Here is a 14648-nt window from a genome sequence, read left to right on the forward strand (position 1 = left end):
GTTTACTCATTATCAACTCGTTTTAACGGTTGATCTGCTGGGCCTTCAAGAACGTCTCCCTCAATTGAAAAACGAGAACCATGGCAAGGGCAATCCCAAGTACAATCACCATTATTCCATTCAACTTCACAGCCGAGATGTGTACAAGTTGTATCGACGATATGTAATTTTCCTTCTTTGTCCTTATAAGCACCTGCTCGTTTACCGTTAACATGTACGACAGATCCTTCACCAACTTCGAGATCTTCTGGCTTACGTAATGCGGTTTCAATCTTTCCTGCAATTAAATGTTTCGCAACATCAATGTTTTGGGAGAGGAACGTTTTTATATCTGGATTTGCATGGAAGCGTGATGGTGCATACAGTTCTTTATAGGGACTGTGAACTTTTAGGATGGAGTCCTTCAGTAGGTGAGCGGCAGCAGTTCCAGTTGTCATTCCCCATTTGCGATATCCAGTTGCAACAAATATATTTGGATTTCTTTCGTTAATATGTCCGATATAAGGAAGCTTATCTAGAGTAATTAAATCTTGTGCTGACCATCTATAAGGAACTTCATCTATTCCAAAAGTGGCTTCAGCAAAAGAATAGAGTGCTTCATAATGAAGCATCGTATTTATTCCCTGACCTGTTTTATGACTCTCTCCGCCAATCAAAATTAATTTTTCTCCATTGTTTGTTATATAGCGTAAGGAGCGCTTTGGATCATCAATACTTAAATACATGCCACCTGGATACTCCGTTTTGGCTTTTATTGCAAGAGCGTAGGAGCGTTCTGCGTACATTCGCGTAAAGAAAAAGCTATTCGCATCATAAAAAGGAAAATGTGAACAAGAGACGACATATTCACAAGTGATATGATGGCCCTCTTTTGTAATTATTTGTGAATAATCGCCCTTTTCCACATCCATAGCTGTTGTTTGTTCGTAGACCTTTCCGCCCATCTCCACAAACTTTTCTAAAAGTGTTTTTAAATAAAGAAGGGGATGGAATTGTGCTTGATTTTTCATTACAAGCGCAGATTGTACTGGAATAGGAATCGATAGAGATTGAACATAGTCACAAGGTATATTTAATTTTTGATAAGCTTCATATTCTTTCGATAAATTTCTTAATCCGTTATCAGTAGTTGTATATAAATATGAATCTTCATTTGAGAAATTACAGTCGATTTTATATGTTTGAACAGTTTTATTTATGAATTGTAGAGCCTGATTATTTGATTCATAGTAAAGCCGGGCCTTTTCTACACCGAAATGATTTATTAATTCATCATAAATAAGATCATGTTGTGCTGTTACTTTCGCTGTTGTATGCCCAGTCGTTCCATTTAAAATACGACCAGAATCAATTAAAACAACATCGATGCCTTCTTTTGCAAGTAAATAGGCAGTAGTAATACCTGTAATACCAGCACCGATAATAGCAACTTTCGTCTTTATATTTTCGGATAAACGAGGGAAAGTAGGAAACTGAGTAGATTCAATCCAATAAGATAGCGGCAGTTGTGGAAATGTATCACTTGTCATTGCGGAAACCTCCTGATTTTAGAACAATTTTCCTTTTAATATTTCCATATTATATGAAATTCATGTGTGTTGTTTTAGAAGTAGTCTATTTTTATTAAAAGAGGTTATAAATTATTTTAATATAATTAATTAGGTGGGGCATTATGATGTAGTAGGATTTATATAAAACTAAATTCAAGTGATTCTGTTTGTTGATTACATAGGGAGTTATTGAATGAGATAGAGTCTATGGCGTTTAAGAAAATGTCTATATATAGTGGGTAAATCCTTATGGAATCTATACATTTTCTTTAGTGAAATAAAGTATGATTATAAAAATATAACCACCTTTTATTACTAGGTCATAAAATGTGTTGACAATATAGAAATTCTATTGTTATGATTCATCATGTGGAAAGGTTGATAGAGAGTAAAAAGAGAAATGTTTTTCATTGATAATAAAAGCGAAAAATAAGTGACGATAGAGTGAGTATATTTTCCTTATAATAGATGCTTTTTGGATCATCTAGTAAAATCAATCTGGAAGCAAGAATTGATATATGTAAGTTGCGCAAGGCGCGGCATAAGAAAGGAGCAAAAGAATGAAGGAGCTTCATACGTTTGGGTGGTATGCAGCACGTGTATCACCACATTTGCCGAAAAAAGCATTTAAACCAGTGCCTACTCGTTTATTTGGTGGACTGGCTTATTTGCTTGTGGCATTGGCGGGGTTAATATCGATTGGTGTATTTGAATTGAATGTGTGGGCGAATCTAGGAATTGCGATTGTTCTTGGATTATGTTTTGCTTCACTAGGATTTTTAGGGCATGAAATTTTACATGGAACTGTTGTAAGAAAGGCATGGCTTCGTGACTTCTTAGGCGCGATTGCATTTATGCCATTATCAACAGGGCCAAAGCTTTGGAGAAAGTGGCATAATGCAACGCATCATGTTCATACACAGCATGAAGAGAATGATCCAGATGCATGGCCGACACTTGAGAAACTTAAGAAGAGTAAGTTTTTGAGTTGGGTATATCGTATGCCTTTACATGTACGTTCATTCTTTAGTTTTCTGTCACTAACAATTCAATTTACATTGCATTCGACTCGAATGTTCTTTCATTTTATAAAAGAGTTCAAGTCATCCAATCAAAAATCTGTATGGCTTCAACTTCTTTTGCCTTGGACAGTTTGGATTAGTTTATTGTTTATTATGGGACCTGGAAAATGGTTATTTGCATATGTCATTCCGTTGTTAATTGCTAACTTTATTGTAATGGCATATATCGCAACAAATCACCGCTTAAATCCAATTGTTCCAGTAAATGATCCGTTAGCAAACTGTTTGTCAGTAACAGTGCCGCGCTGGGTAGACGTTTTACATTTCAATTTCTCATATCATACAGAACATCATCTGTTTCCCGCTATGAGTTCTAAATACTATCCGTTAGTAAAAGAGAAGATTAAAGAAATGTGGCCGGAACGCTATCATGAGATGCCGATGACAAAAGCTTTGGCAGCGCTATGGAATACACCACGTGTGTATTATCAAGGAAGTGAATTAGTGGATCCGCATAGAGAGCATTTCTATGGTTCTTTAGGAAATGGACTAGATCCTCATAATATTTCATATCGTGAGGAACATATAGAAGAAGAAAAGAGTATTAAAAAAGTAAATCAGTAAAAATTAATATATTTTTGCAGAGAAAAAGCAAGCCATCTCAGGCTTGCTTTTTCTTATAAAGAAACTTCCTTTTTGTTCCTTTTATGGACTTGGACGGAGTTATTTTCTTTTCGTTGTAATCGTTTTTCTAAAAGATTAACAAAATAAGTAAATAGAAGAACAAGTACGAGATAGTATGCACCAACGATTATGTAAGTATCTAATTGTTGGAAATTACCTGCTGCAATTGATAAACCTGAACCCCATAATTCGGACATTCCTACATAAGCAACAAGTGAAGAATCTTTTAATCCGATAATAAATTGGTTTCCTAGAGGAGGAAGAGACAGACGAAATGCTTGTGGTAATATAATTCGTCGCATAGCTAAAGGGTAAGGCATGCCTAAAGAGCGAGCTGCTTCTAATTGTCCCCGGTCAACGGATTGAATAGATCCACGGAAAATTTCCGTAATATATGCACCGTTATGAATTGCTAAAGCGATTGCACCTGCCCAAAAAGGGGTGAAAACAACAACGGATGTAATTCCAAAATAGAGAATGGCAATTTGAACAATTAAAGGTGTACCACGAATAATAGCAATGTAGACATGAGCGATACTATTTAAAACTTTATTGTTAGAGATTCGAAAGAAAGCGAATAATAATCCAATTAATGAACCGAGTACTAGGGAAGTTAATGTTAATTGTAATGTGACAATAGTAGCCTTTAAGAGTGTGGGATAGGAAGAGATAAAAATTTCAAACATGCGTTTCACCTCATATTGTATAGATTTTAGTAGAGAATGAAGTGCCCCACATCAAATGAACATTTAATCAGTGGGGCACTGTTTATGAATCTTTTGAATGGCTAACTTACTTCGTTTTTTCCTCTTCACCGAGAATATTACGCCCGAACCATTTTTTACTGATCTTTTCATACGTACCATCTTTAATGATTTCATCTAACGCTTTATTTACTTTCTCAACCATTTCTTTATCATCTTTGCGAATAGCAATTCCCATTTCATCAAGATTTAATGGTTTTCCAGCTTCTTTTATATTCGATTTTCCTTCTTTTATCATACGTAGACCAACCATTTGATCTGTAATTACTGCGTCAACACGCCCAGGCTCTAAATCCATAAGAGCAGTAATATCGCTGTCATATTCTGTGATTTGATCTGTATATTTTGCAACAAGATTTTTAAAGGTACTAGCCTTTACAACACCAATTTTCTTACCTTTTAAATCTTCTGGAGAAGAGATAGCGTTATTCTTTTTAGCTACAAAAATTTGGGCGCCAGAGCGATAGTACGGATTTGAGAAACTAACAGCTTTTAAGCGCTCCTCTGTAATTGCCATACTACCCAGTATTACATCATATTTCTTCGCTTGAAGACCTTGAATCAGCGTTTCCCATGGGTTTGTAACTGGCGTAGCCTTCATGTTCATCTTTTTAGCAAGAGCTTCACCGATTTCTACATCAAAACCGACAAGTTTGCCGTCATTTTCTTTATAGTTAAAAGGTTTGTATAGTCCACTCATCGCATAGCGAAATTCTTTTTCACCATTTGTTGAAGTAGTAGAGCTTTCTTTGCTACAAGCTCCTAGTATGAAAGATGTACATAGTGTAATGCTAGCAACGATGGTTAATAGTTTCCTTTTCATAAAACCCCTCCTATATATTGATCATACGGATGGTTTTTTAGTATGTTATTGAAATATTTTATTTGGATGATTAGTTGTGCACCGTATGAATGTATTCCTTTTCGTTTGAAACAGAAGTTACATTATAAAACGTTGCGTAAAAATTGTTTTGCCCGTTCATGTGATGGAGCTGAAAAAAATTGTGCTGGCGGAGCATCTTCTACAATCTTTCCATCATCCATAAAGATGACGCGATCAGCTACATCTCTTGCGAAATTCATTTCATGAGTAACAATAACCATTGTCATCCCTTCTTCAGCAAGTTCTTTCATAACTTGCAATACTTCTCCAACAAGTTCAGGGTCTAAAGCTGAGGTAGGCTCATCAAATAGCATAATCTTAGGGCTCATTGCAAGAGCTCGTGCAATGGCAATGCGCTGTTTTTGACCACCTGAAAGAAGATGAGGAGTTACATCCGCTTTATCTTGAAGGCCGACTTTTTGGAGAAGTTGAGTTCCAATATCCTTTGCATTTGCTTTCTCTAATTTTTTTACGTGAATAGGTGCTTCTATGATGTTTTCTAGTGAGGTCATATGAGGAAAGAGGTTAAAGTGCTGAAAAACCATGCCGACATTTTCGCGGACTTTATTTAAATTTGAATGCTTTGGATCAATTCGCTCACCTTGTAAGTGAATTTCGCCTTCATCGTACATTTCTAAAAAGTTAAGACAGCGAAGTAATGTACTTTTACCAGAACCACTGGCACCAATTAAAACAACAACTTCTTTTTCTTTTACTTCTAAATCAATTCCTTTTAACACATCAAGTGAACCGAATGATTTTACTAGATTTCGAACTTGAATCATACAAAACCCCCAGTTAAAAATATATTTTACAAATGTTGCCCTGTATTTCTGTTATTAGTCGCAAATTGTCAGAATCCTTTATTTTTTTCGTGCAATTTGATATTCAAAGAAATAATATTTTTTAAAATCTCTATATCCTTCTATAATGAAAATATGGATAATAATATATAGGTAGTATTTATATTGCTTATAAAAAGGGGGAAAGGGAAGATGGAAAAAGAAAGAAAAACATTTTCTTTTGGATTACGTACACAACTTATGCTATTCACTACAGTTTTAGCTTTCATTACATATTCAACAAGTATATTTTTTATTTACGTGATATACGATTATTTTCAAAGTTATGTAAGTCAAACTGTATATAATATTATCGTTATGTTATTAGGGGTAGTATGGTCTGGAATTTTAGCATATGGAGCAGCCGTATTTTTAATTAAACCGCTTCGCAAGTTAGAGGAGGCGGCAAGAAAAGCAGCTGAGGGTGATATTCGTGAAGATGTTCCATTACCGAAGACAGATGATGAAATTAAATCTTTAAGTGTTGCATTTAATATGATGTTAGGAAACTTAAGGGGCATGGTAAAAAATATTGATACAACATTTTCGTATACAAATAATCAAGTACAGCAGATTAGAAAACAAACAGGCGAAGCAACGAGACAAGCGCAAGGTGTATCTGAGACACTTGCAGAGATTTCTTCAGGCGCTGAGCAATCAGCGGCATCAATTCAAGCAATTGTTTCTGCTGTTGATACAACGACTTCTATTGCAAGTGAAGTAGAAGAAAAAGCGAAGCAGTCTGATACATTGTCTTCAGAAATGGTTGAAGCTTTAGGGCATAGTACTCGTGTCTTTACGTCTTTAATTCAAGGTATTCAAACATTGGCAAAAGAAAATGAAGATTCAATGCAAAATGTACAGAAGTTAGAAGAACGAATGAAACAAGTAGAACATATTGTGTCTGTTGTGAGTGCGATTGCTAGCCAAACGAATTTATTAGCACTAAATGCTTCTATTGAGGCAGCTCGCGCAGGAGAGCATGGAAGAGGCTTTGCGGTTGTTGCGGAAGAAGTACGTAAACTTGCTGATGAAAGTGATCATTCTGCAAGAAACATATCGCAGTTATTACGGAATATGCAAGATGAGGTACAACAAGTTGCAATGAAAATGACAGAACAAGTGAAAATAGCTAAAGAAGAGGCGAAACGTGGGGAAGCTACGGAATTAATTTTAAAAGAAATGTCATTAAGTGTTATGGAAGTAGCCGATGCAACTCAGCAAATTAGTAGTTATATGAATGAACAAGTGAGCCACATTCATCAAACAGGAACACAAACAAAAGCTGTAGCAGCAATTGCTGAAGAAACGTCAGCTGGTTCGCAAGAAGTGGCGCGTGTGACGCTACAACAGTCTAAAAATATGATAGTAATCGATCAATTATTAAAGGATTTAGAGAAGCAAGCAACTGATTTGAAACAAACAATTGAACGATTTTCAATGTAAAAGGAAGAACAGAATGCTGTTCTTCTCTTTTTTATTTAGCTTGATTTAATATTTACAGTTAAACTATGAACGTTTCCGCAACATTCTTTTCTGTCCCTTTCGGATGAAAATTATAGCGAGCTATAATATTAAAAGGGGTGTCTTTTATGAAAAAAGAAAAAAGACAACGGTTAATTAAACAATTTGTAAAGGAGTATGAAATAGATAAGCAAGAAAGATTAGTAGAATTGTTAGCAAAAAAAGATGTATTAGTAACACAAGCTACGGTTTCTCGTGATATTCGTGAGTTAAACTTAACGAAGGTACCTTCTCAAGAAGGATTAATGATATATAAAGTTTTTTCAGAAGAGCATTTACAAACTGATATAAAGTTAAAGAAAAAATTACGAGAAGTTGTTGTGAAAATTGATTGTGTAGATCAATTAATGGTTATTAAAACATTACCTGGTAATGCACATGTGATTGGTGTTTTATTTGATGAGTTAGATTGGAAAGAAAAAATAGGATGTATATGTGGAAATGATACATGCCTTATAATTTCACAGTCGAAATCAGATAGGGAGATTATAGAAGAAAGATTAAATTTAATTATTTAGATGCAAAAATCCTGTTTTTAATAAAATTAAAAACAGGATTTTTGTTTAAATACGGAAGTTAAATATTCAACATATATGCGTAATATATGTATTTTTTATTGAGAAAGCAAGATAGTTTGTTATAAAAATACATATTCGTATGATTTTAAAAAAATAACTTGTTTAATATTTCACAATGATAATGTGGATGCTTTCACAAAGATGAAAGTACAGAGCATTTATTATGTACTTGTAAGACATCAAACATATTTAAAAGGAGGTACAACAAATGAAACATCCGATACATGTTACTTCAGAAATTGGGGAATTACAAACGGTTTTATTAAAACGACCGGGTAAAGAAGTGGAAAACTTGACGCCAGATTATTTGCAGCAATTATTATTTGACGATATTCCATACTTACCAATTATTCAAAAAGAGCATGATTATTTTGCACAAACGTTACGCAATCGGGGTGTTGAAGTTCTTTATTTGGAAAAATTAGCCGCTGAGGCGTTAGTAGATAAAAAACTTCGAGAAGAATTTGTTGATCGTATTTTAAAAGAAGGACAGGCCGACGTAAATGTTGCACATCAAACTTTAAAAGAATATTTACTTTCCTTTTCAAATGAAGAATTAATTCAAAAAATTATGGGCGGTGTACGGAAAAACGAAATTGAAACAAGTAAGAAGACACATTTATATGAATTAATGGAAGATCACTATCCGTTTTACTTAGATCCAATGCCTAATTTATATTTTACTCGTGATCCAGCAGCTAGCGTGGGCGATGGCTTAACGATAAATAAGATGAGAGAACCAGCGCGTAGACGTGAATCATTATTCATGGAGTACATCATTAAATATCATCCAAGATTTGCAAAACATAATGTACCAATCTGGTTAGATCGTGATTATAAATTTCCAATTGAAGGTGGCGACGAGCTAATTCTAAATGAAGAAACAATTGCGATTGGAGTATCTGCTCGTACTTCAGCTAAAGCAATTGAACGTTTAGCTAAAAATCTCTTTAGCCGACAAAATAAAATTAAGAAAGTGTTAGCAATAGAAATTCCAAAATGTCGAGCATTTATGCATTTAGATACAGTATTTACAATGGTTGATTATGACAAGTTTACAATTCACCCAGCCATTCAAGGGCCAAAAGGGAATATGAATATTTATATTTTAGAAAAAGGATCAGATGAGGAAACTCTTAAAATTACACATCGTACTTCTTTAATGGAAGCATTAAAAGAGGTATTAGGCTTAAGTGAATTAGTTCTTATTCCATGTGGAGGAGGAGATGTAATTGCTTCTGCTCGTGAACAATGGAATGATGGCTCGAACACATTAGCAATTGCGCCAGGTGTAGTTGTTACATATGATCGTAACTATGTATCTAATACGTTATTACGTGAACACGGTATAGAAGTGATTGAGGTGCTAAGTTCGGAATTATCTCGTGGTCGTGGGGGTCCACGTTGCATGAGTATGCCACTTGTTCGTAAAGATATTTAGTATAAATAATGGAGAAAGTAGGGATGAATTATGTTAATGACTAGACCAAATTTAAAAGGAAGAAGCTTTCTAGCAGAAAAAGATTTTACACAAGAAGAATTGTTATATTTTCTAGATTTGGCAGCAGAATTAAAAGAGAAAAAGAAAAATGGTATCCCGCATCATTATTTAGAAGGTAAAAATGTAGCGCTCTTATTTGAAAAAACTTCTACTCGTACGCGTTGTGCATTTACAGTAGCATGTACAGATTTAGGGGCAAATCCTGAATATTTAGGGAAAGGTGATATTCAACTTGGGAAAAAAGAATCTGTAGAGGATACAGCAAAAGTGTTAGGGCGTATGTTTGACGGAATTGAGTTTCGTGGATTTAATCATGAAACTGTAGAATCTTTAGCACAAAATTCTGGTGTGCCAGTTTGGAATGGATTAACAGATATGTGGCATCCAACACAAACACTAGCAGATTTATTAACAATTAGAGAACATATAGGGAAATTGAAAAATGTGAAGCTCGTTTACGTTGGCGATGGGCGAAATAATGTTGCTAATAGCTTACTAGTTGGTGGAGCAATCGTTGGAATGGATGTACGTATTTGTACACCGGAATCTTTATGGCCTGCACAAGAAGTAATTGATTTAGCAAAAAAATATAATGAACAAGTAATGATAACAAGTAATGTGGAAGAAGCTGTTGCGAATGCAGATGTAATTTATACAGATGTATGGGTGTCTATGGGGGAAGAAGAAAAATTTGCTGAACGTGTCGAGTTATTGAAACCTTATCAAGTAAATATGAAAATGATTAAAGCAACAGGGAATGAAAACGTGATTTTCTTACATTGTTTACCTGCATTTCATGATGTTGAAACGATGTATGGCGAAGAAGTTTATGAGAAATATGGGTTGAAAGAAATGGAGGTAACTGACGAAGTATTCCGCAGTAAACATTCAAAAGTATTTGATCAAGCTGAAAATAGAATGCATACAATTAAAGCGGTTATGGCAGCTACTTTAGGAAACATGGAGTAAAGAAGAAAGGGAGTCTTCCTTTCTTCTTTCTCCTCCTTTAGACACTATCATTCACTATTGCTTTTGTATTGTTATTGCAATTAAAGAGAGGTGAGTGGAATGGGTGAAGATAAGAAATTAGGGTTGTTTACACTAACGGCTCTTGTAGTTGGGTCTATGATTGGCGGTGGAGCCTTTAATTTAGCGAGTGATATGGCAAAAGGTGCTGGTGCCGGAGCCATTATTATTGGCTGGGTTATAACAGGAATTGGGATGATTGCACTCGGATTATCTTTTCAAAATCTAACTGTAAAACGGCCAGATTTAGATGGTGGTATTTTTAGCTATGCAAAAGCAGGGTTTGGTAATTTTATGGGGTTTAATAGTGCGTGGGGATACTGGCTATCTGCTTGGCTTGGGAATGTAGCTTACGGTACATTATTGTTTTCTTCATTAGGATATTTCTTCCCGATCTTTGAAGGCGGTCAAAATGTAGAATCCATTATTGGTGCAAGCATATTATTATGGTGTGTTCACATGTTAATTTTACGTGGAGTTCAATCAGCAGCCCTTGTGAATTTAGTAACTACAATCGCAAAATTAGTACCTGTATTTGTATTTATTGTCATAGGAATCTTGGCGTTTCATATTGATACGTTCTTAGATGGATTTTGGGGGCAAACTGGTTCTTTTTCATGGGGAGCAGTTGGCAGCCAAGTTAAAAGTACAATGCTTGTAACTTTATGGGTATTTATTGGGGTAGAAGGGGCTGTTGTTTTATCCAGTCGAGCAAAAAATAGAAGTGATGTAGGGAAAGCAACCGTTATTGGCTTAATTGGTACACTCATCATTTACATTTTAATCACATTATTGTCTCTTGGACTTATGCAGCAAGCAGACATTGCAGGTTTGAGAAATCCGGCTATGGCTTATTTATTTGAAAGTGTTGTTGGAAAATGGGGTGCTATCTTTATTAATTTAGGTTTGGTCATCTCTGTATTAGGTGCTTGGTTAGGTTGGACTTTACTCGCTTCTGAAATTCCATATTTAGCGGCTAAAGATGGAGTATTTCCAAAATGGTTCGCAAAAGAAAATAAAAATAAGGCTCCAGTAAATTCATTATGGATAACAAATGGTTTAATACAAATATTCTTGTTAACATTCGTCGTTTCTGATCAGGCGTATAACTTTGCATTCTCTTTAGCATCTTCAGCTATTTTAATCCCATATGCTTTTTCAGCATTTTATCAACTGAAGCATAGCTTAAAGTCTGAAGAAGCAGATCGAAATAAAAATATAATAATTGGCTTGATCGCAAGTATTTATGGCGTGTGGTTAGTTTATGCAGCCGGTTTAGAGTATTTATTATTAACAATGACTTTATATGCGCCAGGTATTTTTATTTTTTACAATGTTCAAAAGCAAAAGAGTTCGAAGCAAATATTTACTCGAGTGGAATTAGCATCATCCGTAGCAATTGGTGCTTTAGCATTCTTTGCGATTTATGGATTAATTACAGGCAGTATTACTTTATAAAGCGCTGTGAAAGCGAAATCAACTGGAGGGCTGGAATATGGCACGAAGAAAAATTGTAGTTGCACTAGGGGGAAATGCGATACAGTCTGGAGAAGCTACTGCGGGAGCGCAGCAAGAAGCGTTGGAAAAAACGGCAGAACAACTTGTGAAAATAATGGAAAATGATGTGGATATAGTAATTGCGCATGGAAATGGCCCACAAGTGGGGAATATTTTATTACAGCAAAAAGCTGCAGAAACGGAAAAGACACCTGCAATGCCATTAGATACTTGTGGGGCAATGAGCCAAGGGATGATTGGATATTGGATGGAAAATGCAATTGAAAAGGCATTGAAAAAACGGAATATAAACAAAGATGTAGCAACGGTTATAACACGTGTTGTTGTGGATAAAAAAGATGAGGCATTTAAAAATCCAACTAAACCAATTGGTCCTTTTTATACAGAAGAAGAGGCCAGAAGATTAATGGATGAAACGAAAGCAGTGTTTAAAGAAGATGCTGGTAGAGGATGGAGACGTGTTGTTCCATCACCGAAGCCTGTAAGTATTCATGAACATAAAGTGATTAATTCTTTGGTCGAAGATGGAAATATAGTGATAGCTGTGGGCGGAGGTGGAATTCCAGTAATTGATTCTGAAGAAGGGTTAAAAGGAACTGAAGCGGTTATCGATAAAGATTTCGCTGCGCAGAAATTAGCAGAATTAGTAGATGCCGATACGCTCGTTATTTTAACTGCAGTTGATCATGTGTATGTAAATTATAATCAACCGAATCAAAAAAAATTAGAGCATGTCACAGTGAATCAATTAGAAGAATATATTGAAGAACAACAATTTGCTGCGGGAAGCATGCTTCCAAAAATCGAAGCTGCTATTAATTTTGTTAATACAAATCCAAAAAGAAAAACAATTATTACGTCTTTAGAAAAAGTATATGAAGCACTAGAAGAAAAAGCCGGTACTATTATTTCAAAACAGAATGTATGTATGTGTGTTTAAAATTATTATGTACGCTACTTAGTAGTAAAAAAAGAATGGAGTTAGTAACTTCATTCTTTTTATTTATTAATATTTTTGTATTCATTGTTCATAAAGTTTTCATGATGAAATCTGAATATGCAAGTTAAGTATGATAAAATTCAAATTGAATACGCTTTCTTGATTTTCGCTCCAACATACAGCAAGAGAGAGGGAATTTTATGAATAGACGGAACGTATTGAAAGACTTAAAGCAGTTCGAATTATTTGCTCATTTAACAGAAAAAAAATTGAAAGGCTTAACAGAGTTTGTTTATTGGCGAACTTATAAAAAAGGTCAATTTTTATTTTTAGAAGGGGATTCAAGGGAAAGAATTTACTTCATGTTAGATGGTTTTGTAAAGTTAGAGCGGGTTAATCAAAATGGGAACTTATTATACGATGACTATGTAAAGCGGTATTCTATTTTTCCTTATGGTGGTATGTTTACAGACAGAGGATATAACTATACAGCAGAAGCAATGACGGATGTGGAGGTATATTATATTCCAACGGTAATCTTTGAAGATATGGTAAAGTCCAGCAGAACGCAATTGATGTACGTTGTTCAGCAATTATCATCTATATTAAAATTGAACGAAAATCGAGTGCAAAATATTACAATTCCTAATGCACAAGATCGTGTTATCCAAACGTTAAATTATTTAATGCAGGATTTAGGAGAACAGAGTGGAGAAAAGATTGTAATTTCATGTCCACTTACAACAATTGAAATATCCAAAATATCTGGAACATCTCGAGAGACAGTTAGCAGCGTATTAAAACAATTAAAAAATGATAGCATTGTTACAATTTTAGATAAAAAAATTACAATACATGATCCAACATATTTTGAAGAAATCTCTATGTGAAAATTGTATATTGATTTTTTAATTCGTAGTGTATATTAATAAGGTTCTTTATATATTTATAAGGAACTTTTTTACGTTATCCTCTATAAAAAGATTGTATAGTATGGTAATAATAGCTAAAATCGATAATAAAATACAAAGTGAAGGGGAGAAAGAATGATTCGTATTGAGTATGATCGATTAGTAGCTATTTGTTACAGTATAGGGGTTTTGTTATTATTAAAAATTCCAAATGATAATGAATTAATTGGGGAAAAACTATTCAATGTCTATAAGATTCCGATACATACGTATGTTTATATGGATTATAAAGTCTCAAATATATTGATTGTTTCTTTCATACTACATGTAATTGCATTTATATTATTTTTAAAATGGCTAGGAAAAAAGGAGTCTAGTACATTTAGAAAAATGAATAAGATAAAAGTAGTAGGTACTAGTATTTTGATTGTAATGATGCCTTTTATTTTAAATACAATCCTTCAGACATTGAATAAAACATGGTATTACGCAGGAAAAACAGGGGTAGAAGCAATAGAATATAAAAAAGAAGATAGCCAGTGTAGAATGGAGAAAAATGGAGAGAATATCCAACCGAAGTGCATTGTTACTTTAAAAAATTATCGTAATCATTCACAAGCATTAAAAGTTGTTTTATATGATAATGCAAACGAGAATTCAAAAAGCTATTCAGTACCGAAACCAGTCTATTTACAAAAACATGAGACAAAGCAATTCGAATTTCAAGTTCCTGTTTCTTATAATAGAGGTATTGAAAAAGATAAAGTACCAAATATTAAATTACATTCATTGCATGAAAATGATACGAAATACAATTAATCTGTAAGTAAAAGTTTATGAGTAGGAGCAAGAATTTGAAACGATATAGAAAATCAACTTGAATCATCCAACATGCTGTAAGGTAA

At 34.2% G+C, this 14648-nt stretch carries 12 protein-coding genes and 2 pseudogenes; 10 read left to right on the forward strand and 4 right to left on the reverse strand.

Translation table 11 applies throughout. The annotated features are described in order from the left end of the window. Nucleotides 1–2: 2 nt before the first annotated feature. Complete coding sequence (locus tag ACS2QP_RS19920; RefSeq protein ID WP_000199986.1) at nt 3–1529, reverse strand: FAD-dependent oxidoreductase; 1527 nt, start codon at nt 1527–1529, stop codon at nt 3–5. Nucleotides 1530–2110: 581 nt separating this feature from the next. On the opposite strand from ACS2QP_RS19920, the gene ACS2QP_RS19925 reads away from it, so the two are divergent. Next, nucleotides 2111–3196: a fatty acid desaturase family protein gene (locus tag ACS2QP_RS19925; protein WP_000661226.1), complete on the forward strand. Its 1086-nt coding sequence runs from the start codon at nt 2111–2113 to the stop codon at nt 3194–3196. A 53-nt stretch (nt 3197–3249) separates the two neighbouring features. Here ACS2QP_RS19925 and ACS2QP_RS19930 read toward each other — a convergent pair whose 3' ends face one another. The 3 genes from ACS2QP_RS19930 to ACS2QP_RS19940 all read right to left on the reverse strand — a co-directional run bounded on the left by ACS2QP_RS19930 (nt 3250) and on the right by ACS2QP_RS19940 (nt 5688). After that, nucleotides 3250–3942: an amino acid ABC transporter permease gene (locus ACS2QP_RS19930; RefSeq protein ID WP_153581525.1), complete on the reverse strand. Its 693-nt coding sequence runs from the start codon at nt 3940–3942 to the stop codon at nt 3250–3252. Between the two features lie 106 nt (nt 3943–4048). Then, nucleotides 4049–4843: an ABC transporter substrate-binding protein gene (locus ACS2QP_RS19935; protein WP_000823768.1), complete on the reverse strand. Its 795-nt coding sequence runs from the start codon at nt 4841–4843 to the stop codon at nt 4049–4051. 122 nt (nt 4844–4965) lie between these two features. Continuing rightward, nucleotides 4966–5688 carry an amino acid ABC transporter ATP-binding protein gene (locus ACS2QP_RS19940; protein ID WP_000616925.1) on the reverse strand — a complete coding sequence of 241 codons (723 nt, stop codon included), beginning with the start codon at nt 5686–5688 and terminating at the stop codon, nt 4966–4968. Nucleotides 5689–6063: 375 nt separating this feature from the next. Between ACS2QP_RS19940 and ACS2QP_RS19945 the strand changes: the two are divergent. From ACS2QP_RS19945 to ACS2QP_RS19985, 9 genes and pseudogenes are all read left to right on the forward strand, one after another. Continuing rightward, nucleotides 6064–6249: pseudogene (locus tag ACS2QP_RS19945) on the forward strand (HAMP domain-containing protein); the annotation flags it as partial. A 369-nt stretch (nt 6250–6618) separates the two neighbouring features. Next, nucleotides 6619–7191, forward strand: a pseudogene (locus ACS2QP_RS19950) (methyl-accepting chemotaxis protein); the annotation flags it as partial. A 146-nt stretch (nt 7192–7337) separates the two neighbouring features. Continuing rightward, nucleotides 7338–7787 carry an arginine repressor gene (gene argR / locus ACS2QP_RS19955; protein WP_000711826.1) on the forward strand — a complete coding sequence of 150 codons (450 nt, stop codon included), beginning with the start codon at nt 7338–7340 and terminating at the stop codon, nt 7785–7787. Nucleotides 7788–8055: 268 nt separating this feature from the next. Beyond that, nucleotides 8056–9288, forward strand: a complete 1233-nt coding sequence (gene arcA / locus ACS2QP_RS19960; RefSeq protein ID WP_326263682.1) for an arginine deiminase — start codon at nt 8056–8058, stop codon at nt 9286–9288. Between the two features lie 30 nt (nt 9289–9318). Next, nucleotides 9319–10317, forward strand: coding sequence for an ornithine carbamoyltransferase (gene argF, locus ACS2QP_RS19965; RefSeq protein WP_000930289.1), 999 nt, complete (start codon nt 9319–9321; stop codon nt 10315–10317). Nucleotides 10318–10416: 99 nt separating this feature from the next. After that, complete coding sequence (arcD, locus tag ACS2QP_RS19970) at nt 10417–11832, forward strand: arginine-ornithine antiporter (protein WP_332284973.1); 1416 nt, start codon at nt 10417–10419, stop codon at nt 11830–11832. A 37-nt stretch (nt 11833–11869) separates the two neighbouring features. Further along, nucleotides 11870–12832, forward strand: coding sequence for a carbamate kinase (gene arcC / locus ACS2QP_RS19975; protein ID WP_153581529.1), 963 nt, complete (start codon nt 11870–11872; stop codon nt 12830–12832). A 200-nt stretch (nt 12833–13032) separates the two neighbouring features. Further along, a complete protein-coding gene (locus tag ACS2QP_RS19980) occupies nt 13033–13722 on the forward strand; it encodes a Crp/Fnr family transcriptional regulator (RefSeq protein ID WP_153581530.1) in 690 nt (229 codons plus the stop codon). A gap of 156 nt (nt 13723–13878) precedes the next feature. Further along, nucleotides 13879–14562, forward strand: a complete 684-nt coding sequence (locus ACS2QP_RS19985; protein WP_153581531.1) for an ABC transporter permease — start codon at nt 13879–13881, stop codon at nt 14560–14562. Nucleotides 14563–14648: the final 86 nt, after the last annotated feature.

Source organism: Bacillus cereus group sp. Bce019, assembly GCF_051781745.1.
Classification (GTDB): Bacteria; Bacillota; Bacilli; order Bacillales; family Bacillaceae_G; genus Bacillus_A; species Bacillus_A cereus.

Bases quoted from the DNA above. Each gene is read 5' to 3' on its own strand.
- ACS2QP_RS19920 (WP_000199986.1), bottom strand. From the start codon at position 1,529: ATGACAAGTGATACATTTCCACAACTGCCGCTATCTTATTGGATTGAA.
- ACS2QP_RS19925 (WP_000661226.1), top strand. From the start codon at position 2,111: ATGAAGGAGCTTCATACGTTTGGGTGGTATGCAGCACGTGTATCACCA.
- ACS2QP_RS19930 (WP_153581525.1), bottom strand. From the start codon at position 3,942: ATGTTTGAAATTTTTATCTCTTCCTATCCCACACTCTTAAAGGCTACT.
- ACS2QP_RS19935 (WP_000823768.1), bottom strand. From the start codon at position 4,843: ATGAAAAGGAAACTATTAACCATCGTTGCTAGCATTACACTATGTACA.
- ACS2QP_RS19940 (WP_000616925.1), bottom strand. From the start codon at position 5,688: ATGATTCAAGTTCGAAATCTAGTAAAATCATTCGGTTCACTTGATGTG.
- argR (WP_000711826.1), top strand. From the start codon at position 7,338: ATGAAAAAAGAAAAAAGACAACGGTTAATTAAACAATTTGTAAAGGAG.
- arcA (WP_326263682.1), top strand. From the start codon at position 8,056: ATGAAACATCCGATACATGTTACTTCAGAAATTGGGGAATTACAAACG.
- argF (WP_000930289.1), top strand. From the start codon at position 9,319: ATGTTAATGACTAGACCAAATTTAAAAGGAAGAAGCTTTCTAGCAGAA.
- arcD (WP_332284973.1), top strand. From the start codon at position 10,417: ATGGGTGAAGATAAGAAATTAGGGTTGTTTACACTAACGGCTCTTGTA.
- arcC (WP_153581529.1), top strand. From the start codon at position 11,870: ATGGCACGAAGAAAAATTGTAGTTGCACTAGGGGGAAATGCGATACAG.
- ACS2QP_RS19980 (WP_153581530.1), top strand. From the start codon at position 13,033: ATGAATAGACGGAACGTATTGAAAGACTTAAAGCAGTTCGAATTATTT.
- ACS2QP_RS19985 (WP_153581531.1), top strand. From the start codon at position 13,879: ATGATTCGTATTGAGTATGATCGATTAGTAGCTATTTGTTACAGTATA.